The sequence below is a fragment of the Pseudoxanthomonas taiwanensis genome, assembly GCF_010093135.1.
In the GTDB taxonomy this organism is placed as follows: Bacteria; Pseudomonadota; Gammaproteobacteria; order Xanthomonadales; family Xanthomonadaceae; genus Pseudoxanthomonas; species Pseudoxanthomonas taiwanensis.
This window is the reverse complement of the sequence record NZ_PDWK01000023.1, coordinates 24,889-44,072: the sequence shown is the minus strand read 5'-3', so window position 1 is coordinate 44,072 and position 19,184 is coordinate 24,889. Positions and strand designations below refer to the sequence as shown.

The window sequence follows — 19,184 nt, the reverse complement described above, 5'->3', positions numbered from 1 at the left end:
GGCGCCCAGCACCGCGACATCGACATGCGCCTTGGCCACGTCGATGCCCACCACCACTGAGGAAGCAGACATGGTCTTCGGATCCCTTGCTTGTGCATGCGCGCTCGGCCAAGCCGGCGCGCCTAACCGTTCGGGCTTCAGGAAGACCAGCACGGTGGCCGTGCGCTCTGTACTCAGAGACGGGCTCGAACACCCCAGCCGTTACCAAACTGCACGCACCGGTCTGGCCCCCTCAACGGCGTGTCAGACTCTACCGTGCTGATCTGGCCTGAACATACAAGCCGCTCACCTGCCCCGCCCTGGACGGGTCGGCGTAGTCGCGCGGATAGGCGTACAGGATCGCCGGCACGCGCGTGCCCTCCTGGTAGCCCGGCGGGGTGTACAGGGTGAAGGACAGCTCCACCCCGTCCTTGCGCCTGTAGGTGACCAGGCGCTTCTTCACCCCCCGCGCCAGCGGCGTGGGGTCGGGGAAGCGGGTCAGCGCGGTGGCCTCGGTGGCGACCACGGCCTCGCCCTCCGCGGCCGCCGGCAGCGGCGCACCCAGGGTGCGCAGGTACAGGTTGGGCGGATCGGCCGGGGACTGGTGCCAGGTCAGCAGCCGGGTGGTGTCGCCGCCGAGGAAGCCCTCGAAGGTCTCGTAGGCGTCCGGGGCGCTGCGGAACAGGCGCGTGGTCCTGCCGGTGGCCAGCTCGTAACGGTCCAGGAACGGGCGGTCGCCGGCGGGGGTGCCGCCGTCGCCGGCCAGGTACAGGTGGCCGTTCTCCTCCAGCAGCACTGCGCGGCCGTTGGGCAGGCGGCGCATCACCGGCCGGCCCGGATGGGCATAGCGCTCCTCCATGGAGATGTCCACCAGCACCCGGTGCGGCTGGCGCGGCCGGTCCACGTCCACCAGCGTGGTGGTCATCCAGTTGCGGTTGGCGTCCATCTCGGTGACCAGCGCGCGGCCGCCCTCGGCGAACCACTGCAGGCCGGCGAAGCGCTGCTTCAGGCGCAGCACCTCGCGCGGCTTGCCGGTGAACGGCGCGGCCAGGGTGAGCACGCGGTCGCGGTGCGGGGCCTCGTTGCGCCAGTCGCCGCCGTCCAGGGCCTCGACCCAGACCAGGGTGGCCGGCTGGTTGGCGCGCCAGTGGTGGCTGCGCGGACCGGTCGGCACGCCGCGCACGGGCACGCGGTCGGCCACCGGCAGGCTGGCGATGGTGCGCACACGGCCGTCGGCCAGGTCCAGCACTTCCACGTCGCGGGCGAAGCGGGTCCAGGTGGTGACATAGGAATACGGGCGCCTGAGCGTCTCCACCAGCACATGGCGGCCGTCCGGGGCGGCGTCCACATTGCCGATCACGCCCGGCCGGCCGACCGGTGTGACCGTACCGCCGGCCACGTCCACGGTGGCCAGCTGGGCGGTGGCGTAGTAGTCGAACAGGGCCTCGTCCTCGGGACTGGAGAGCGTATCGCGGGCCTCGTAGGTGCTGCTCTCGCCCTTGCCGGCGATGGCCTCCTTGATCTCCGGCCCCGGCGGAACCGGGGCCCGCTGCGGCGCCGGCCCCTGCCCGGCCGGCACGGTCTTGACCAGCAGCCGCGGCGTGTCGCCCAGCCATTGCAGGGTGCTGTCCAGGATCGGGTTCAGGCGCACGCCCTCGATGCGGCGGGCCACGCCGGTGGCGGCCTCGCCCACCCACAGCTCCACGCCGTCGCCGGTGGTGTTGTCGAAGGCGAAGCGGGTGCCGTCCGGCGACCAGCGCGGCGTGCCCGGGCAGGCGCCCTCCGGCAGCCGCACCGGAGTCTCCCGGCCGCTTTCCAGCTCCAGCACGGTCATGCCGTCCAGGCAGACGCGGATGCCGTAACCGTTGGAGCGGTCGTGGCGGTGGCGCGTGCGCGGTTCCACGCGCACGCCGGCCAGCTTGAGGTACGGCTCGGCGACGCGCTCGATCGGCGGGTACTGCGACTGCTGCAGCAGCAGCGCGCGGGTGCCGGTGGGGTCCAGTGCCGGCACCGGGTTCAGCGGCGCGCGCATCACGCCCAGCAGCGGCTCGGGCGGCTGCAGGTATCCGGACTCGTTGGCGTGGAGCGGCTGCGCCAGCGTGCCCGCCAGCAACGCCGCAAGGCCGATCGGCCTCCAGGTATGGAGCATGCGTCTCCCCGTGGTGGTTGAAAGGGGCGAAACCTAGCACGCCCGCGCCGCGCGTTTCGAGGCGGCGCGCACATCCGGCCAATCGCGGCGCCGGACGCGCGCGCCGCGGCCACGGAAAAAGACAGGGCGGCCGGAGCCGCCCTGTCCTCGCATCGTGCCGCCCGCCGGCTCAGCCCAGCAGGTGGGCCACGCCGGAACGCTCTTCCTCCAGCTCGGCCAGGGTCCTGTCCAGGGCCTTCTGGCTGAACTCGTCGATCGGCAGGTCCTTGACGATGGTGTACTCGCCGTTCTCGGTGGTCACCGGGAAGCCGAAGATCACGCCCTCCGGGATGCCGTAGGAGCCGTCGGACGGCACGCCCATGGTCACCCACTTGCCGTTGCTGCCCAGCACCCAGTCGCGGATGTGGTCGATGGCGGCATTGGCGGCCGAGGCCGCCGAGGACAGGCCGCGCGCCTCGATGATGGCGGCGCCGCGCTTGCCCACCTTCGGGATGAACTCGTTGGCGTTCCAGCCGGCGTCGTTGATCATGTCCTTCAGCGACTGGCCGTTGACGGTGGCGAAGCGGTAGTCCGGGTACATGGTCGGGCTGTGGTTGCCCCACACCACCATCTTCTCGATGTCGCCCACGGCCACGCCGGCCTTGGCGGCCAGCTGGCTCAGCGCGCGGTTGTGGTCCAGGCGCAGCATGGCGGTGAAGTTCTTCGCCGGCAGGTCGGGCGCGGACTTCATGGCGATGTAGGCGTTGGTGTTGGCCGGGTTGCCCACCACCAGTACCTTCACGTCGCGCTTAGCGACCTTGTTCAGAGCCGCGCCCTGGGCGGTGAAGATCTTGGCGTTCTCCAGCAGCAGGTCCTTGCGCTCCATGCCCGGACCGCGCGGACGCGCGCCGACCAGCAGGGCGATGTCGGCGTCCTTGAACGCCACTTCCGGATCGTCGGTGCCGACCATGCCGGCCAGCAGCGGGAACGCGCAGTCCTCCAGCTCCATCATCACGCCCTTGAGCGCGGCCTGCGCCTTCTCGTTCGGCAGCTCCAGCAGCTGCAGGATCACGGGCTGGTCCTTGCCCAGCATCTCGCCGGAGGCGATGCGGAACAGCAGGGCGTAACCGATCTGGCCGGCGGCGCCGGTGACGGCAACTCGAACGGGGGTCTTCATCTCGGGAAATCCTTGTGGTGTCGCGGGGAAAGAATGGGCGGGCGGCGCGCGTGCCGCGGCGTCGCGCAGGTTAATGGACGCCGCGACCCGGTGCCGTCAGCCTTTGGTCCAAGGCGGGGGGTCGCCCCTGCGCCACGCTCCGGCACTGCGCCGGCGGGGTCGCGCGGGATACCGTCGTCCGGGCCCGCGATTTTACCACGCGGCCCCGGGCCGCCCCGCCCGGATCGGCGCCGATCGGCGCGGCATATGGCCGCGATCAGGCGTCCAGATGGCGGTTCCACTCGGCCACGCGGTCGGCCTTGGCGGCCAGTACGGCCTCGGCGTCGCCCTCGATGCGGATGGAGTTGATCACGTCGCCCTGGACGATGCTGTCCACCACGTCCTGGCCCTCGATGACCTTGCCGAACACGGTGTGGCGGCCGTCCAGCCACGGGCACGGCACGTGGGTGATGAAGAACTGGCTGCCGTTGGTGTTGGGGCCGGCGTTGGCCATGGACAGCACGCCGCGCTCGTGGCGCACGCCGTTGTCGGTCTCGTCCTCGAAGCGGTAGCCGGGGCCGCCGCGGCCGGTGCCCTCGGGGCAGCCGCCCTGGATCATGAAGTCGGCGATCACGCGGTGGAAGTTCAGGCCGTCGTAGAAGCCGCGCCGGGCCAGGTTGACGAAGTTGGCCACCGTGAGCGGCGCCTTGTCGGGCAGCAGTTCGACCCGGATCGGGCCACGGACGGTGTCGAAATGGGCAATGAGGGACATCGGCAGGCTCCTGCGCGGGGTGGGCGGGGGCGCCCGCGCCTGGCGGCCGGCCGCTCCCTGAAGGACGCCAGGGGACACCCCCGGCGAATGGACATGACCGTTTATAATAGCCGGCTTCCCGTCCCCTTCCCCTGCGCGCGACGCGGCGCGACCATTCCTCATGTCCATCGAGAACCTGCGCAACATCGCCATCGTCGCCCACGTCGACCATGGCAAGACCACCCTGGTCGACCAGCTGCTCAAGCAGTCCGGCACCCTCAGCGAGCGCACCCAGCTGGCCGAACGCGTGATGGACAGCAACGACCAGGAGAAGGAACGCGGCATCACCATCCTGGCCAAGAACACGGCGATCAACTGGAGGGGCAACCGCATCAACATCGTGGACACCCCTGGCCACGCCGACTTCGGCGGCGAGGTGGAGCGGGTGCTGTCGATGGTGGACTCGGTGCTGCTGCTGGTGGACGCGATGGACGGCCCGATGCCGCAGACCCGCTTCGTGACCCAGAAGGCCTTCGCGATGGGCTTCAAGCCGATCGTGGTGGTCAACAAGATCGACCGCCCCGGTGCGCGCCCCGACTGGGTGGTGGAGCAGGTCTGGGACCTGTTCGACCGGCTCGGCGCCACCGAGGAGCAGATGGACTTCCCGGTGGTCTACGCCTCCGCGCTCAACGGCTATGCCAGCCTGGACCCCGAGGCCCACAGCGGCGACATGACCCCGCTGTACGAGGCGATCATGCAGCACGTCAAGCCGCCGCAGGTCGACCTGGACGGCCCGTTCCAGATGCGCATCAGCCAGCTGGACTACAACAGCTACGTGGGCCTGATCGGCATCGGCCGCATCCAGCGCGGCCGCGTGCGCCCGAACATGCCGGTGGCGGTGATCGACCGCGAGGGCAGGAAGCGCCAGGGCAAGGTGCTGCAGGTGCTGGGCTTCCTCGGCCTGGAGCGCCACGAGGCGGCCGAGGCCCAGGCCGGCGACATCGTCGCCATCTCCGGCATCGAGGGCCTGGGCATCTCCGACACGCTCACCGACCCGGCCGCCCCCGAGGCGCTGCCGCCGCTGAGCGTGGACGAGCCGACCATCTCCATGACCTTCCAGGTCAACAACTCGCCCTTCGCCGGCCACAAGGACTTCTCCGGCGGCAAGTTCCTCACCAGCCGCCAGATCCGCGAGCGGCTGATGCGCGAGACCCTGCACAACGTCGCCCTGCGCGTGGAGGACACCGAGGACCCGGACCGCTTCAAGGTCTCCGGCCGCGGCGAGCTGCACCTGTCGGTGCTGATCGAGACCATGCGCCGCGAGGGTTACGAGCTGGGCGTCTCCCGCCCCGAGGTGATCATCAAGGAGATCGACGGCCAGCTGATGGAGCCGTACGAGCAGCTGGTGGTCGACATCGAGGAGGAGCACCAGGGCGGCGTGATGGAAAAGCTGGGCATCCGCAAGGGCCAGCTGCGCAACATGGAGCTGGACGGCAAGGGCCGGGTGCGCCTGGACTACATCATCCCGGCGCGCGGCCTGATCGGCTTCCAGAGCGAGTTCAAGACCCTCACCTCCGGCACCGGCCTGATGTTCCACATCTTCGACCACTACGGTCCGAAGCAGGAAGGCGCCATCGCTAAGCGCCCCAACGGCGTGATGATCTCCAACGGCCAGGGCCAGGCCCCGGCCTACGCGCTGAACATGCTGCAGGAGCGCGGCCGCCTGCTGATCGACGCCGGCGAGAACATCTACGAGGGCATGCTGGTCGGCATCCACGCCAAGGACAACGACCTGACGGTCAACGCCCTGCGCGAGAAGCAGCTGACCAACATCCGCGCCGCCGGCAAGGACGACGCCATCCAGCTCACCCCGCCGATCCGCATGTCGCTGGAGCAGGCGCTGGAGTTCATCGAGGACGACGAGCTGGTCGAGGTCACGCCCAAGGCCATCCGCCTGCGCAAGAAGCTGCTGACCGAGAGCGACCGCAAGCGCGCCTCGCGCGCCGCCTGAGCCGGCACGTCCCCGTTTGCCTGGGAGGGGCCGGCCGACGTAGGCTCGGTCCGGCACTTCCCGGGGAACGAGGGGAACCATGCGCCCAGCGGTACTCCTGGCCGCGCTGCTGGCCTGCCTGCCGGCCGCCTGCGACCACGTCGACGACGCGCCGCCCCCGCCCGCCCGGGCGGCGGAGCCCTTCGCCTACGCCGAGGCCGGCATCGCCGACCTGCAGGCGGCGATGGAGCGCGGCGAGACCACCAGCCACGCCCTGGTCCAGGCCTACCTGGAGCGGATCGTGGCGCTGGACCGCAACGGCCCGCGCCTGAACGCCTACATCGAGGTCAACCCGGCCGCCCGCACCGAGGCGGCCGAGCGCGACGCCGAGCGCCGTGCCGGCCGTGTCCGCGGCCCCCTGCACGGCATCCCGGTGGTGCTGAAGGACAACATCGACGCCACGCCGATGGCCACCACCGCCGGCTCCCTGGCCCTGTCCCGCTTCCGGCCCAACCGCGACGCCTTCCTGGTGCAGCGCCTGCGCGAGGCCGGGGCGGTGATCCTGGGCAAGACCAACCTGAGCGAGTGGGCCAACTTCCGCTCCACCCGCTCCACCTCCGGCTGGAGCTCGGCGGGCGGCCAGACCCGCAACCCCTACGCCCTGGACCGCTCGCCCTGCGGCTCCAGCTCCGGCACCGCGGTGGCGGTGGCGGCCAACCTGGCCGTGGCCGGCATCGGTACCGAGACCGACGGCAGCATCCTATGCCCGGCGGCGGTGACCGGCCTGGTGGGGCTGAAGCCGACCGTGGGCCTGGTCAGCCGCGACGGCATCGTGCCGATCTCGCACAGCCAGGACACCGCCGGACCGATGACGCGCACGGTGGAGGACGCCGCCCTGCTGCTGGCGGCCATCGCCGGACGCGACCCGGCCGACCCGGCCACCGCCCGCAATCCGCAGCTGGCCACCTTCGACTACGCCGGGCAGCTGCGCGGGGCATCCCTGCGCGGCGTGCGCATCGGCCTGCTGCGCCGGCACATGGCCATCTCCCCGGCGGTGGCCGAGGCCACCGAGCGCGCCGTGGCGGCCATGCGCCAGGCCGGCGCCGTCGTGGTGGACGCGGAGATCCCCACCGAGGGCCAGTGGGAGGACGACGAGCTCGAGGTCCTGCTGCACGAGTTCAAGGCCGGCGTGGAGCGCTACCTGCAGCAGCGCCAGGCCCCGGTGCGCACCCTGGAGGACCTGATCGGATACAACCGCGCCCATGCCGACAGGGTCATGCCCCATTTCGGCCAGGAGCTGTTCGAGCAGGCGGCCGCGCGGGGCGGCCTGAACGCCCCGGAGTACATCGCCGCGCGCAGCCGGGCCCGGCGCCTGGCGGGGCCGGAGGGCATCGACGCGGCGTTGCGCGCCCAGGCCCTGGACGTGCTGGTGGCGCCGACCACCGGCGTGGCCTGGCCGATCGACCTGGGCGGCGGCGACCGCTTCCCGGGCGGCAGCTACGGCGCCGCGGCGGTGGCCGGCTATCCCTCGCTGACCGTGCCCATGGGCCACAGCGACGGCCTGCCGCTGGGCCTGGCCTTCATCGGCCCGGCCTGGAGCGAGGCGCGCCTGTTGCGCATCGGCCACGCCTTCGAGTCGCTGACCCGCGCCCGGCGCCCACCCGCCTTCGCGCCCACCGCCAGGGTCCGGCAACCGCGCTGACTCAGGCCGGCGGAGCGGCCGCGGCCCCACCGTCCTCGGCCCGCGGCGAGTCCGGCGCGCCGGGCGCCGGGCCGCGCCGTGGCGCCGCCGGGCCGGCATCACGGTCGATCTGCGCGCGCAGCCGCGGCAATGCGTAGGGATGGTGGCGGGCCAGGAAATCGATCATGCGCTCGCGCACCGCGCAGCGCAGGTCGAAGGCCTCGCCGGAGTCGCGCGCGCTCACCAGCAGGCGTACCTGCATCACGTGCTCGCCGGTCTCGGTGACCTGGGCGGTGCAGACCCGTCCGTCCCAGCGCGGATCGGCGCGGCAGATGCGCTCCAGCTCGGCCCGCACCTCCTCCATCGGCGTGCGGTAGTCCAGCCACAGGAAGGCGGTGCCGAGCATCTGCGCGGTGCGGCGGGTCCAGTTCTGGAACGGGTTCTCGATGAACCAGGACAGCGGCACCACCAGGCGCCGCTCGTCCCAGATCCGCACCACCACGTAGGTGCTGGTGATCTCCTCGATCCTGCCCCACTCCCCTTCCACGATCACCACGTCGTCCAGGCGGATCGGCTGGGCCAAGGCGATCTGCAGGCCGGCGATCAGGTTGCCGAACACCGGCCGGGCGGCGATGCCGGCGACCAGGCCGGCGATGCCCGCCGAGGCCAGCAGGGTCGCGCCCACCTGGCGCACCGCCGGGAAGGTCATCAGCGCCAGCGCCGTGCCGAGCAGGAGGATCGCGCCCTGGGCCACGCGGCCCAGTACCCGGGTCTGGGTCTGGATCCGGCGTGCGTGCAGGTTGTCGGCCACCTCCATCGGGTTGTGGCGCAGGATCGAGGCCTCGACCGCGCCGACGATGCGCACCAGCAGCCAGGTGAAGCAGGCGAACACGGCCAGGCGCAGGCCGTGAACCCAGGCCTGCAGGTGCGCCTCCGGCATCGGCACCGCGCGCAGTGCGGCGCCCAGGAACATCAGCGGCAGCGCGAAGGCCAGCGGCAGGATCACTGCGTGGGCGATGCGGGCGCGGGTGGATTCCTTCAGCGCGATGCGCCTGGCCAGCCGGCGCAGCACGAAGTGCACCAGCAGGCCCAGCAGCAGCGCGGCGCCGATGGGAATGGCGTAGGCGCCCAGCAGGCGCCAGTCTGGCGCGGCCCAGGCGGCCGTGGCGTACGACGGGTCGGACATCGCTCTGCTCCTCGCGTTGCCGTGGGAGGCAGCCATGCGACCGGCCAGCGGCCGCATGGCGCACCGGTGGTGCCCCATGCTGCCATCCCGGGCGTGAGCGGCGCGCAAGCGCCGCGCGGGATCAGGCCGGGTCCGCACCGCGCGCCTGGCCGCGCTTGCGCACGATGGCCATGGCGATCTCCAGCGACTGTTCGTAGTTCAGGCGCGGGTCCACGGTGGAGCGGTAGGCCCGCTCCAGGTCGGCATCCTTGAGCTCGCGCGCGCCCCCGGTGCACTCGGTGACGTCCTCGCCGGTCAGCTCCAGGTGCACGCCGCCCAGGCGGGTGCCGGCGGCGGCGTGCAGGTCGAAGCTCTGCTCGACCTCGGCCAGGATGTTCTCGAAGCGGCGGGTCTTGAAGCCGTTGGCCGTGCTCTCGGTGTTGCCGTGCATCGGATCGCACACCCACAGCACGCGGCGCCCCTCGCGGCGTACCGCCTCCAGCAGCGGCGGCAGCTTCTGCGCGATCTGCGCCGCGCCCATGCGGTGGATGAGGGTCAGCCGGCCCGGTTCGTCGTCCGGGTTGAGCACGTCGATCAGGCGCAGCAGCTGGTCCGGCTGCACCGAAGGGCCGACCTTGACCGCGACCGGGTTGCGCACGCCGCGCAGGTACTCCACGTGCGCCCCGTCCAGGGCCGCGGTGCGCATGCCGATCCAAGGGAAGTGCGTGCCCAGGTTGAACCAGCCGTACTGGCGCGGCACCTCACGGGTCAGCGCCTCCTCGTAGTACAGCAGCAGCGCCTCGTGCGAGGTGTAGAAGTCCACCCGGTTGAGGTTGTGCACCTCGGTGCCGGACAGGGTCTCCATGAAGCGCACGGCGTCGCCGATGGAGTCCACCATGCGCTGGTACTCGGCCGCCAGCGAGGAATGCTGCATCCAGCCCAGGTTCCAGTACTCCGGGTGGTGCAGGTCGGCGAAGCCGCCGTCCACCAGGGCGCGGACGAAGTTCATGGTCATGGCCGAGCGCGCGTGGGCCTTGACCATCAGCCGCGGGTCCGGGACCCGCGCTTCGGCGGTGAACTCGGGGCGGTTGATCACGTCGCCGCGGTAGCTGGGCAGGGTCACGCCGCCGCGGGCCTCGGTGTCGGCCGAGCGCGGCTTGGCGTACTGGCCGGCGAAGCGCCCCACCCGCACCACCGGCAGGCGCAGCCCGTGCACCAGCACCAGGCTCATCTGCAACAGCACCTTCAGGCGGTTGGTGATCAGGCCCGATTCGCAGTCGCTGAAGCTCTCGGCGCAGTCGCCGCCCTGCAGCAGGAAGCGCCGGCCCTCCTGGGCCTCGGCCAGCTGGCGCTTGAGCGCGAGGATCTCCCACGAGGTCACCAGCGGCGGCAGCCGGCGCAGTTCGGCCAGCACCGCCTCCAGCGCGGCCGGGTCGGGGTACTGCGGCATCTGCAGCGCGGGCCGGCGACGCCAGCTGTCCGGCGCCCAGCCGGCCGGCGGCGTGACGGGATCGGGGCTGCGTTCTGGGGTGCTCATGTGGAGGAAGCCCGGTGTAGGGAAGACGGGGAGCCGCTCAGGGGCGGTAGCGGCCCTTGCGCCGGCGCAGGGCCGCCTGCAGGCCCCAGCCCCCCAGCAGGACCAGGCCGATCAGGCTCCAGGCCGGCATGGACAGGCCGAGGAAGGTCCAGTCCACGGTGCCGCAGTCGCCGGTGCCGGTGAGCACCTTGCGCACCAGCTCCAGCGGGCCCATGGTCTCCCGCATGAACGACAGCGGCACCCCGCAGGTGGGCGCGCCCGTGGGCGGCTGCATCTGCAGCCAGAGGTGGCGGCCGGCGATGCCGATGCCCGCCAGCGCCGCCAGCGCCACCAGCGCGCCGTACGCGCGGCGTCCACCGGCCCCGCGCGGGCCGTGCAGCCCGCCCACCAGGAACACCAGGCCCAGCGCCGCGTAGGCGATGCGCTGGAAGATGCACAGCGGGCACGGCTCCAGGCCCAGGTTGAGCTGGGTGTGGATGGCGTAGGCCAGGATCGCCGCGCAGCCGAGGAAACCGGCGAGGAACTGGGCACGGAAACTCCACTGGAAAGGATTCATCGGCAACGGCACCGCGTGGGGATCGCCCGATTATTCCCCATCCGCCGCGCGCGCGTAACCGGGGCCCGGAACGCGGAACCCCGGCCTGGGCCGGGGTTCCACGGACTTGGCAGCTTGTGCGGCGCGCTCACTCGGCCGCCTGTGGACGGTCGACCAGCTCGACGTAGGCCATCGGCGCGTTGTCGCCGGCGCGGAAACCGCACTTGAGGATGCGCAGGTAGCCACCCGGGCGGTTCTGGTAGCGCGGGCCCAGCATGGTGAACAGGTTGCCGACGGCCTCCTTGTCACGCAGGCGGGCGAAGGCCAGACGGCGGTTGGCCACGCTGTCGACCTTGGCCAGCGTGATCAGCGGCTCGGCGACGCGACGCAGCTCCTTGGCCTTGGGGAGCGTGGTCTTGATGATCTCGTGCTTGAACAGCGACGCGGCCATGTTGCGGAACATGGCTTGGCGGTGGGCGCTGGTGCGGCTGAACTTGCGACCGGCTTTCTGGTGGCGCATGGCTCTGGTTCCTGTTGAATGTTGAATCGTTGTGTATCGCTGTCGCCATCCAGGCGTTGAAGCATTGGACTGCGCTGGCCCGAACCGGCCGTCCTGGCCGGAGAGTCGCCGCGGGCTTCATGCCCGTCGACGCTTGCTGCCCTGCGCCGGAACGCAGGCGTCTGTGAAGCGGTGTCGCGGCCCTGTCCTGGTGCCGACTGCGTTGGCTCCCGGGAGGGAGCCTGGCCCGGCCTCCGTGGCCGGACCGGTACCCGGGCGGCCGGCACCCGGGGGCGCCGGCCGGGGGGCGTTGCTCAGCCGAGCATGCCGTGCTGGGCGATGCCGGCCGGCGGCCAGTTCTCCAGCTTCATGCCAAGCGACAGGCCGCGCTGGGCCAGCACTTCCTTGATCTCGGTGAGCGACTTCTTGCCCAGATTCGGGGTCTTGAGCAGCTCGACCTCGGTCTTCTGGATCAGGTCGCCGATGTAGTAGATGCTCTCGGCCTTCAGGCAGTTGGCCGAGCGCACGGTCAGCTCCAGGTCGTCGATCGGACGCAGCAGCATCGGATCCACGCCGGCCGGGGTCGGCTTGGCGGCGCCGCGGTCGCGGTGCGTGAAGTCGCCGAACACGGACAGCTGGTCGGTGAGGATGTCGGCGGCGGTGCGCACGGCCTCCTCGGCGTCGATGGTGCCGTTGGTCTCGATGTCGATGACCAGCTTGTCCAGGTCGGTGCGCTGCTCCACGCGCGCGGCCTCGACCGAATAGGCGACGCGGCGCACCGGCGAGAACGATGCGTCCAGCATCAGGCGGCCGATCGCGCGGGTCTCCTCGTCCGGACGGCGACGGGCGGTGGCCGGCTGGTAACCCAGGCCGCGCTCCACCTTCAGGCGCATGTTCAGCGCCGTGTCCTTGGTCAGGTGGCAGATGACGTGGTCGGGGTTGACGATCTCGACGTTGTGGTCGGTCTTGATGTCACCAGCGGTGACCACGCCCGGGCCCTGCTTGCTCAGGGTCACGGTGGTGCTCTCGCCGCTGTGCATGCGGATGGCCACGTCCTTCAGGTTCAGCAGGACCTCGAGCACGTCCTCCTGCAGGCCCTCGACCGTGGTGTACTCATGCAGCACGCCGTCGATCTCGACCTCGGTAATCGCGAAGCCCGGGATCGAGGACAGCAGCACGCGGCGCAGCGCGTTGCCGAGCGTATGGCCGTAGCCGCGCTCGAGCGGCTCGATCACGATCTTGGCGCGATTGCCGTTGAGGCGTTCGATCTGCGGTCCGCGGGGACGCAGGACCTGGTTGGCGGTAACCGTCATGTTGCGGATTCTCCTGCAATGGACCGACGATCTGCGAACCGCCGGCCCTGATGTGTGGCCCCTTGTCCGGGGGGCGGCCGGATGTGGCGGGGCGACGCGATCCGGCCGGGGTGGGAATGCGGCGCCGCGCCTGGAGGCCAGGCGCGGCGGGCTGCCACGATTACTTCGAATACAGCTCGACGATCAGCGCTTCGTTGATGTCCGCCGGCAGGTCGGCGCGGTCCGGGACGGCCTTGAACACGCCAGTGAACTTCTTGGCATCGACCTCGACCCAGGACGGGATCAGGTCGTGCTGCTCGGCGAGGGTCAGGGCCTCCTGGACGCGCAGCTGCTTCTGCGCCTTCTCCGACAGCGAGATCGTGTCGCCGGCCTTGACCTGGTACGATGGCAGGTTGACCGGCTTGCCGTTGACCAGCACGCCACGGTGCGAGACCAGCTGGCGGGCGGACGGACGGGTCACCGCGAAGCCCATGCGGTACACGACGTTGTCCAGGCGGGTCTCCAGCAGCTGCAGAAGGGTCTCGCCGGTGTTGCCCTTCCGGGTCGAGGCCTTCTTGTAGTAGTTGCGGAACTGGCGCTCGAGCAGGCCGTAGATGCGCTTGACCTTCTGCTTCTCGCGCAGCTGGGTGGCGTAGTCGGACAGCTTGCCCTTGCGCGCGGCACCGTGCTGGCCGGGCTTCTGCTCCAGCTTGCACTTGGAATCCAGCGCACGGGCCGGGCTCTTCAGGAACAGGTCGGCGCCTTCGCGGCGCGCCAGCTTGCAGGTAGGACCGATGTAACGAGCCATTTCTTATCGCCCCCTTAGACGCGGCGCTTCTTCGGCGGACGGCACCCGTTGTGCGGGATCGGCGTCACGTCGACGATGTTGGTGATCTTGTAGCCCACGGCGTTCAGCGAACGCACGGCGGACTCGCGGCCCGGACCCGGGCCCTTGATGCGCACTTCCAGCGACTTGACGCCGTAGTCCAGCGCGGCGCGGCCGGCCTTCTCGGCGGCCACCTGCGCGGCGAACGGGGTCGACTTGCGCGAACCACGGAAACCCGAGGCGCCCGAAGTGGCCCACGCGAGGGCGTTGCCCTGGCGGTCGGTGATGGTGACGATGGTGTTGTTGAAGGACGCGTGCACGTGGGCGATGCCGTCGGTGACGACGCGCTTGATCTTCTTCTTGGTCTTGGCAGCTGCCGGCTTGGCCATGGTCTTTGTCCCTTACTTCTTGATCGCCTTGCGCGGACCCTTGCGGGTGCGGGCGTTGGTACGGGTGCGCTGGCCGCGCACCGGCAGGCCACGACGGTGGCGCAGGCCACGGTAGCAGCCCAGGTCCATCAGGCGCTTGATGGCGATGCCGACCTCGCGGCGCAGGTCGCCCTCCACCACGTACTTGCCGACTTCGGCGCGCAGGCGCTCGACTTCGGGCTCGGACAGGTCACGGATCTTGGTCGACGGGTTGACGCCCGCGGCCTCGCAAACCTTCTTCGACCGGGTACGGCCGATGCCATAGATGCTCTGCAGACCCACCCACACGTGCTTGTGGGTCGGCAGGTTGACGCCTGCAATACGCGCCATGACGCGATCTCCAAACTTGAGGGTCGGGGCGACGCGCGGCCGCCCGACAGGATGGTTCGAAAGTGAACTGCGAATTCTAGCAATGTCCCGGATTACTTGGAAGCCGGCGGCTCCGGGCTGGAGCCGCCGACCCGGCATGGGGAGTGTGCCCATGCTCCGGCGCCGGACCCCGCTGGCGGCCGGTTTCCCGGACCGCCGGCCGCGCTACTCCCGCGCGGCACTGCGGAATCTCACCCACGCGCGAGACGTCGCACGGGCCGCCCTGTAGGTTCCCGGCCTGGAGTGCCGGGTCCGGCGGAGGGCTCTCCGCCGGCGCGTGTCATGTTGCCGTCTCAGCCGCGGACCGGGCCGCGGGAGCCACCCTTGAGGTTGGCCTTCTTCAGCAGGCTTTCGTACTGGTGCGACATCAGGTGGGCCTGGATCTGGGCGATGAAGTCCATCACCACGACCACCACGATCAGCAGCGAGGTGCCGCCGAAGTAGAACGAAGTGCCCAGCTGCGTCCGCATCACCTCCGGCAGCAGGCAGACCACCACCAGGTAGGCCGCGCCCGCCGCGGTCAGCCGGGTCAGCACGCCGTCGATGTACTCGGCAGTGGCCTTGCCCGGCCGGATGCCCGGGATCAGGGCGCCCGACTTCTTGAGGTTGTCGGCCGTCTCCTGCGAGTTGAACACCAGCGCCGTGTAGAAGAACGCGAAGCCGGTGATCAGGGCCGCGAACACGATCATGTGCAGCGGCTCGCCCGGGGCCAGCGCATTGGCGATGCGCTGCAGCCAGGTGGCGGAGGTCGCCTGGCCGGACCACATGCTCAGCGTGGCCGGGAACGCCAGGATGCTCGAGGCGAAGATCGCCGGGATCACGCCGGACATGTTGAGCTTCAGCGGCAGGAACGAGCTCTGGTTCATGTATGCGTTCCGGCCGCCCTGGCGCCGCGCGTAGTTCACCGTGATGCGGCGCTGGCCGCGCTCGACGAACACCACGAACCAGGTGAAGCCCAGCACCACCGCGACCACGACCAGCAGCGTGAGGAAGTTCATGCTGCCGTTGCGGTAGGCCTCGACGGTCTGGATGACCGCGCCCGGCAGGCCGGCCACAATGCCCGCGAAGATGATCAGCGAAACGCCGTTGCCGATGCCGCGCTCGGTCACCTGCTCGCCCAGCCACATCAGGAAGATGGTGCCGGCGGTCAGGGCCACCACGGCGGTCAGCACGAAGCCGGCGCCCGGGTTGTACACCACGGGCATGCCGCCCGGCGCGACCTGGTTCTGCAGGGCCAGCGCGATGCTGCCGCCCTGCACCACCGCCAGCAGCACCGCGCCGATGCGCGAGTACTGGGTGATCTTGCGGCGGCCGGACTCGCCTTCCTTCTGCAGCGACTTCAGCGCCGGGAAGATGTGCACGGCCAGCTGCATCACGATCGACGCCGAGATGTACGGCATGACGTTCAGCGCGAACACGCTGAAGCGGTGCAGGGCGCCGCCCGAGAACATGTTGAACATGTCCACGATGCCGCCACCCTGCGCCTGCATCATCGCCAGCATGGCATCGGGATTGACGCCGGGCACCGGCACGAAGCATCCGATGCGGTAGACGATCAATGCTCCGAGCACGAACAGCAGGCGCTGGCGCAGTTCGGTGAACTTCGCCAAGCCGCCGCCGATGTTGCCGATGCCGCTCTGCGCCATGGGCCGCTTACTCCTCGACGCTGCCGCCGGCGGCCTCGATCGCCGCCTTGGCGCCGGCGGTGACGTGCACGCCCTTGACCGTCAGCTTGCGGGCGATGTCGCCCTTCTTGACGATCTTGGCGCGCTTGGCGGTGCTCGACACCAGCTTGGCCGCCTTCAGGGTGGCGAAGTCCACCACGTCGCCCTCGACCAGGGCCAGCTTGTACAGCAGCACCTCGGCGGTGTCCTTCGCGGTCAGCGAACGGAAACCGACCTTCGGCAGGCGGCGCTGCATCGGGGTCTGGCCGCCTTCGAAGCCGGCCTTGATCTTGCCCTTGCCGGCGCGGGCGTAGGAGCCCTTGTGGCCGCGGCCGGCGGTCTTGCCCAGGCCGGAACCGATGCCGCGGCCGACGCGGGTGCGCTCCTTGCGGGCGCCCTCGGCGGGCTTGAGAGTATTCAGACGCATGGGATTCTCCTTACTCCTCGACCCGCACCAGGTAGTGCAGCTGGTTGATGAGGCCACGGACCTGCGGGCTGTCCTTCAGCTCGCGCACGTCGTTGAGCTTGTTCAGGCCCAGGGCGCGGACCGAGAGGCGGTGGCGGGGCTGGGGACCGCGGGGGGCGCGCACCAGGCGCCCCCTGACGGGCTTGTTGGGCTCGTTAGCCATTGAGGAGTTCCTCCACCTTCTTGCCGCGCTTGGCCGCGATGCGCTCGGGCGACTGCATCGCCGCCAGGCCCTTCATGGTGGCGCGGACCAGGTTGATCGGGTTGCGCGAACCGACGGCCTTGGCCAGCACGTTCTTCACGCCCACGGCTTCCAGGACGGCGCGCATCGCGCCACCGGCGATCACACCGGTACCCTCGGAGGCCGGCTGCATGAATACGCGGGCCGCGCCGTGGCCGGCCTTGACCGGGTGCCACAGGGTGCCGTTGTTCAGGTCGACCTTGACCATCGACTTGCGGGCGTATTCCATCGACTTCTGGATCGCCACCGGGACCTCGCGGGCTTTGCCGTAGCCGAAGCCGACGCGGCCCTCGCCGTCGCCGACCACGGTCAGCGCGGTGAAGGTGAACTGGCGGCCGCCCTTGACGGTCTTGCTGACGCGGTTGACCGCGACCAGCTTCTCGATCATGCCGTCGTCGATCTTCTCTTCGCGGTTGCGGTCGCGATCGCGGCCCCGCGGTGCACGTTCTTCTGCCATGTCGAATTCCTTGGTTGTTGGATATGTACGGCTCGGGCCGCTTGTTGTTGTTGGTCTACCGCGGTGGAGCGACACGCCTCCGCAGAAGGGAGGCGGCGCCCGGCGCCACCTGCGCCGGCAGGACGGGCCCGAAGCGAGCCCGCGGAATCAGAACTGCAGGCCGCCCTCGCGGGCCGCGTCGGCCAGGGCCTTGATGCGCCCGTGGTAACGGTAGCCCGAACGGTCGAAGGCGATCTTCTCGATGCCCGCGGCCCTGGCACGCTCGGCGATGATGCGGCCGACCTTGGCCGCGGCCTCGGTGTTCTTGCCGTTCTTCAGGCCCTCCTTCACCTCGGCCTGCAGCGTGTTCGCCGCGGCGATGACCTTGGAGCCGTCGGCGGTGAACAGCTGGGCGTACAGGTGCTGGCCGGTGCGCAGCACCGACAGGCGCGGAACGCCGAGCTTGCGGATGTGCGCGCGGGTGGCCTTGGCGCGGCGCAGACGGGCGTCGTTCTTGATGCTCATGTTGGTTACCTCGTGGAAGCGGATCGGCGTCGCCGGGTGGCCCCGGGCCGGGGGCCCGGAGCCGCGGCCCCGGATTAGGCCTTCTTGGCTTCCTTGCGGATGATGACTTCGTCGGAGTACTTCACGCCCTTGCCCTTGTACGGCTCCGGCGGACGGAAGGCGCGGATCTTGGCCGCGACTTCACCGACGCGCTGCTTGTCGGCGCCCTGCACCACGATCTCGGTCTGGCTCGGGGTGGACAGGGTGATGCCCTCCGGCGCCTTGAAGATGACCGGGTGGGAGAAGCCCAGCGACAGGCTCAGGTCCTTGCCCTGCATCGCGGCACGGTAACCCACGCCCACCAGCTCGAGCTTGCGCTCGAAGCCCTCGGACACGCCCTTGACCATGTTCGCCAGGATGGCGCGCACGGTGCCGGCCATCGGGATCAGCGACGGGTCGTTCGCGGACAGGACGGCCTGGCCGTCCTGGACGGTGATCTGCACGCCGGCCGGCTTGGCCAGGCTCAGCATGCCCTTCGGGCCCTTGGCGCTGACGCTCTCGGGCTGGATGTTCAGTTCGACGCCCTTCGGCAGGGCGATCGGCTTCTTGGCTACGCGGGACATTGTCGTCGTACTCCTTCGATCAGGCCACGTAGCACAGGACTTCGCCGCCGATGCCGGCGCGACGCGCCTGCGCGTCGGTCATGATGCCATTGGAGGTGGAGATGATGGCCACGCCGAGGCCGCCGAGCACCTTCGGCAGCTCGTTCTTGCCGCGGTACTGGCGCAGGCCGGAACGCGACACGCGCTGCAGCTGCTCGATGACCGGACGGCCCTCGAAGTACTTCAGCACGATCTCCAGTTCGGCCTTGTTGTTCTCGCCCTTGATGACGCGAACGTCGCTCACATAGCCCTCGTCCTTCAGGACGTTGGCGATGGCGAGCTTGATCTTGGAGGAAGGCAGCTTCACCGCCGGCTTGCCGACCGCGGCCGCATTCTTGATGCGGACCAGCATGTCGGCGATGGGATCAGTCATGCTCATAGTGGTTCCTTGAGTGCACCGATATCCGCTTTCGCGAACTTCTGGGTTGTCCTGGGAGAGGCCAGGGCCTTTGCCGGCTCCCGGCACCGAGGCGGAAGCGCGGGATTATAGCCGAAGAACCGGCCCTTGGGGGCCGGCATCCGGGTGGAGCTGCCTGGCGGGCGGCCGGGGCCGCCCTGCCCGGTGTTACCAGCTGGCCTTGCGCAGGCCCGGCACGTCGCCGCGCATGGTCGCCTGGCGCAGCATGTTGCGGCCCAGGCCGAACTTGCGGTAGACGCCGCGCGGACGGCCCGAGATCTCGCAGCGGTTGCGCTGGCGGCACGGCGAGGAGTCGCGCGGCAGCTTCTGCAGCTTGGCGGCCGCCTCCATCTTCTCCTCGTACGAGGCGGTCTGGCTCGAGATCACCTTCTTCAGGGCCTCGCGCTTGGCCGCGTACTTCCTGGCCAGCTTCTCCCGCTTCGCTTCGCGGTTGACCATCGAGGTCTTTGCCATGTGT

20 protein-coding genes and 1 pseudogene are annotated in these 19,184 nt (G+C 70.3%); 2 read left to right on the top strand and 19 right to left on the bottom strand.

Annotation, left to right across the window (positions count from 1 at the left end; translation table 11 throughout):
- Positions 1–280: 280 nt before the first annotated feature.
- From CR938_RS06420 to CR938_RS06410, 3 genes and pseudogenes are all read right to left on the bottom strand, one after another.
- Positions 281–2,128, bottom strand: a pseudogene (locus CR938_RS06420) (S9 family peptidase); the annotation flags it as partial.
- Positions 2,129–2,297: 169 nt separating this feature from the next.
- Positions 2,298–3,284: a malate dehydrogenase gene (locus tag CR938_RS06415; RefSeq protein ID WP_162124210.1), complete on the bottom strand. Its 987-nt coding sequence runs from the start codon at positions 3,282–3,284 to the stop codon at positions 2,298–2,300.
- 256 nt (positions 3,285–3,540) lie between these two features.
- Positions 3,541–4,035, bottom strand: coding sequence for a peptidylprolyl isomerase (locus CR938_RS06410; RefSeq protein ID WP_162124209.1), 495 nt, complete (start codon positions 4,033–4,035; stop codon positions 3,541–3,543).
- Between the two features lie 160 nt (positions 4,036–4,195).
- Between CR938_RS06410 and typA the strand changes: the two genes are divergently transcribed.
- Together typA and CR938_RS06400 are read left to right on the top strand one after the other, a co-directional pair.
- Complete coding sequence (gene typA / locus CR938_RS06405; protein WP_162124208.1) at positions 4,196–6,025, top strand: translational GTPase TypA; 1,830 nt, start codon at positions 4,196–4,198, stop codon at positions 6,023–6,025.
- A gap of 79 nt (positions 6,026–6,104) precedes the next feature.
- On the top strand, positions 6,105–7,706 hold the full coding sequence (locus CR938_RS06400) for an amidase (protein WP_162124207.1): 1,602 nt from the start codon (positions 6,105–6,107) through the stop codon (positions 7,704–7,706).
- Between the two features lies 1 nt (position 7,707).
- Here CR938_RS06400 and CR938_RS06395 read toward each other — a convergent pair whose 3' ends face one another.
- From CR938_RS06395 to rpsN, 16 genes are all read right to left on the bottom strand, one after another.
- Positions 7,708–8,871, bottom strand: coding sequence for a mechanosensitive ion channel family protein (locus CR938_RS06395; RefSeq protein WP_162124206.1), 1,164 nt, complete (start codon positions 8,869–8,871; stop codon positions 7,708–7,710).
- A 121-nt stretch (positions 8,872–8,992) separates the two neighbouring features.
- Positions 8,993–10,387, bottom strand: coding sequence for a class II 3-deoxy-7-phosphoheptulonate synthase (locus CR938_RS06390; protein ID WP_162124205.1), 1,395 nt, complete (start codon positions 10,385–10,387; stop codon positions 8,993–8,995).
- Between the two features lie 37 nt (positions 10,388–10,424).
- Entirely contained in the window at positions 10,425–10,943 is a 519-nt protein-coding gene (locus CR938_RS06385; protein WP_162124204.1) for a disulfide bond formation protein B, read from the bottom strand.
- A 127-nt stretch (positions 10,944–11,070) separates the two neighbouring features.
- The gene (gene rplQ, locus CR938_RS06380) at positions 11,071–11,442 is read right to left on the bottom strand and encodes a 50S ribosomal protein L17 (protein WP_162124203.1); all 372 of its coding nucleotides are present in this window, start codon (positions 11,440–11,442) and stop codon (positions 11,071–11,073) included.
- A gap of 293 nt (positions 11,443–11,735) precedes the next feature.
- Positions 11,736–12,734, bottom strand: coding sequence for a DNA-directed RNA polymerase subunit alpha (locus CR938_RS06375; RefSeq protein WP_162124202.1), 999 nt, complete (start codon positions 12,732–12,734; stop codon positions 11,736–11,738).
- 160 nt (positions 12,735–12,894) lie between these two features.
- Positions 12,895–13,521, bottom strand: coding sequence for a 30S ribosomal protein S4 (rpsD, locus tag CR938_RS06370; RefSeq protein WP_162124201.1), 627 nt, complete (start codon positions 13,519–13,521; stop codon positions 12,895–12,897).
- Between the two features lie 14 nt (positions 13,522–13,535).
- The gene (gene rpsK, locus CR938_RS06365; RefSeq protein WP_162124200.1) at positions 13,536–13,928 is read right to left on the bottom strand and encodes a 30S ribosomal protein S11; all 393 of its coding nucleotides are present in this window, start codon (positions 13,926–13,928) and stop codon (positions 13,536–13,538) included.
- 12 nt (positions 13,929–13,940) lie between these two features.
- A complete protein-coding gene (rpsM, locus tag CR938_RS06360) occupies positions 13,941–14,297 on the bottom strand; it encodes a 30S ribosomal protein S13 (RefSeq protein WP_162124199.1) in 357 nt (118 codons plus the stop codon).
- A 332-nt stretch (positions 14,298–14,629) separates the two neighbouring features.
- A complete protein-coding gene (gene secY / locus CR938_RS06355) occupies positions 14,630–15,982 on the bottom strand; it encodes a preprotein translocase subunit SecY (protein ID WP_162124198.1) in 1,353 nt (450 codons plus the stop codon).
- A 7-nt stretch (positions 15,983–15,989) separates the two neighbouring features.
- Entirely contained in the window at positions 15,990–16,427 is a 438-nt protein-coding gene (rplO, locus tag CR938_RS06350) for a 50S ribosomal protein L15 (RefSeq protein ID WP_162124197.1), read from the bottom strand.
- A 10-nt stretch (positions 16,428–16,437) separates the two neighbouring features.
- The gene (gene rpmD, locus CR938_RS06345) at positions 16,438–16,629 is read right to left on the bottom strand and encodes a 50S ribosomal protein L30 (RefSeq protein WP_162124196.1); all 192 of its coding nucleotides are present in this window, start codon (positions 16,627–16,629) and stop codon (positions 16,438–16,440) included.
- Complete coding sequence (gene rpsE, locus CR938_RS06340) at positions 16,622–17,164, bottom strand: 30S ribosomal protein S5 (protein ID WP_162124195.1); 543 nt, start codon at positions 17,162–17,164, stop codon at positions 16,622–16,624. The genes rpmD and rpsE overlap by 8 nt, the downstream gene beginning before the upstream one ends.
- 147 nt (positions 17,165–17,311) lie before the next feature.
- Entirely contained in the window at positions 17,312–17,668 is a 357-nt protein-coding gene (rplR, locus tag CR938_RS06335; RefSeq protein WP_162124194.1) for a 50S ribosomal protein L18, read from the bottom strand.
- 74 nt (positions 17,669–17,742) lie between these two features.
- Positions 17,743–18,270 (bottom strand): 50S ribosomal protein L6, encoded by a 528-nt coding sequence (gene rplF, locus CR938_RS06330; RefSeq protein ID WP_162124193.1) that lies wholly within the window; start codon positions 18,268–18,270, stop codon positions 17,743–17,745.
- Positions 18,271–18,289: 19 nt separating this feature from the next.
- Entirely contained in the window at positions 18,290–18,688 is a 399-nt protein-coding gene (gene rpsH / locus CR938_RS06325) for a 30S ribosomal protein S8 (protein ID WP_162124192.1), read from the bottom strand.
- Positions 18,689–18,874: 186 nt separating this feature from the next.
- The gene (rpsN, locus tag CR938_RS06320) at positions 18,875–19,180 is read right to left on the bottom strand and encodes a 30S ribosomal protein S14 (RefSeq protein ID WP_162124191.1); all 306 of its coding nucleotides are present in this window, start codon (positions 19,178–19,180) and stop codon (positions 18,875–18,877) included.
- Positions 19,181–19,184 lie beyond the last annotated feature (4 nt).

What these genes read in the sequence shown, in the direction of transcription:
- rpsK (WP_162124200.1), bottom strand. Translation starts at nt 13,928, where the DNA reads ATGGCCAAGCCGGCAGCTGCCAAGACCAAGAAGAAGATCAAGCGCGTC.
- CR938_RS06395 (WP_162124206.1), bottom strand. Translation starts at nt 8,871, where the DNA reads ATGTCCGACCCGTCGTACGCCACGGCCGCCTGGGCCGCGCCAGACTGG.
- CR938_RS06385 (WP_162124204.1), bottom strand. Translation starts at nt 10,943, where the DNA reads ATGAATCCTTTCCAGTGGAGTTTCCGTGCCCAGTTCCTCGCCGGTTTC.
- rpsE (WP_162124195.1), bottom strand. Translation starts at nt 17,164, where the DNA reads ATGGCAGAAGAACGTGCACCGCGGGGCCGCGATCGCGACCGCAACCGC.
- CR938_RS06415 (WP_162124210.1), bottom strand. Translation starts at nt 3,284, where the DNA reads ATGAAGACCCCCGTTCGAGTTGCCGTCACCGGCGCCGCCGGCCAGATC.
- typA (WP_162124208.1), top strand. Translation starts at nt 4,196, where the DNA reads ATGTCCATCGAGAACCTGCGCAACATCGCCATCGTCGCCCACGTCGAC.
- CR938_RS06390 (WP_162124205.1), bottom strand. Translation starts at nt 10,387, where the DNA reads ATGAGCACCCCAGAACGCAGCCCCGATCCCGTCACGCCGCCGGCCGGC.
- rpsD (WP_162124201.1), bottom strand. Translation starts at nt 13,521, where the DNA reads ATGGCTCGTTACATCGGTCCTACCTGCAAGCTGGCGCGCCGCGAAGGC.
- rplR (WP_162124194.1), bottom strand. Translation starts at nt 17,668, where the DNA reads ATGAGCATCAAGAACGACGCCCGTCTGCGCCGCGCCAAGGCCACCCGC.
- rplQ (WP_162124203.1), bottom strand. Translation starts at nt 11,442, where the DNA reads ATGCGCCACCAGAAAGCCGGTCGCAAGTTCAGCCGCACCAGCGCCCAC.
- rpsM (WP_162124199.1), bottom strand. Translation starts at nt 14,297, where the DNA reads ATGGCGCGTATTGCAGGCGTCAACCTGCCGACCCACAAGCACGTGTGG.
- rplO (WP_162124197.1), bottom strand. Translation starts at nt 16,427, where the DNA reads ATGCGTCTGAATACTCTCAAGCCCGCCGAGGGCGCCCGCAAGGAGCGC.
- rpsN (WP_162124191.1), bottom strand. Translation starts at nt 19,180, where the DNA reads ATGGCAAAGACCTCGATGGTCAACCGCGAAGCGAAGCGGGAGAAGCTG.
- rplF (WP_162124193.1), bottom strand. Translation starts at nt 18,270, where the DNA reads ATGTCCCGCGTAGCCAAGAAGCCGATCGCCCTGCCGAAGGGCGTCGAA.
- CR938_RS06375 (WP_162124202.1), bottom strand. Translation starts at nt 12,734, where the DNA reads ATGACGGTTACCGCCAACCAGGTCCTGCGTCCCCGCGGACCGCAGATC.
- rpmD (WP_162124196.1), bottom strand. Translation starts at nt 16,629, where the DNA reads ATGGCTAACGAGCCCAACAAGCCCGTCAGGGGGCGCCTGGTGCGCGCC.
- rpsH (WP_162124192.1), bottom strand. Translation starts at nt 18,688, where the DNA reads ATGAGCATGACTGATCCCATCGCCGACATGCTGGTCCGCATCAAGAAT.
- CR938_RS06410 (WP_162124209.1), bottom strand. Translation starts at nt 4,035, where the DNA reads ATGTCCCTCATTGCCCATTTCGACACCGTCCGTGGCCCGATCCGGGTC.
- secY (WP_162124198.1), bottom strand. Translation starts at nt 15,982, where the DNA reads ATGGCGCAGAGCGGCATCGGCAACATCGGCGGCGGCTTGGCGAAGTTC.
- CR938_RS06400 (WP_162124207.1), top strand. Translation starts at nt 6,105, where the DNA reads ATGCGCCCAGCGGTACTCCTGGCCGCGCTGCTGGCCTGCCTGCCGGCC.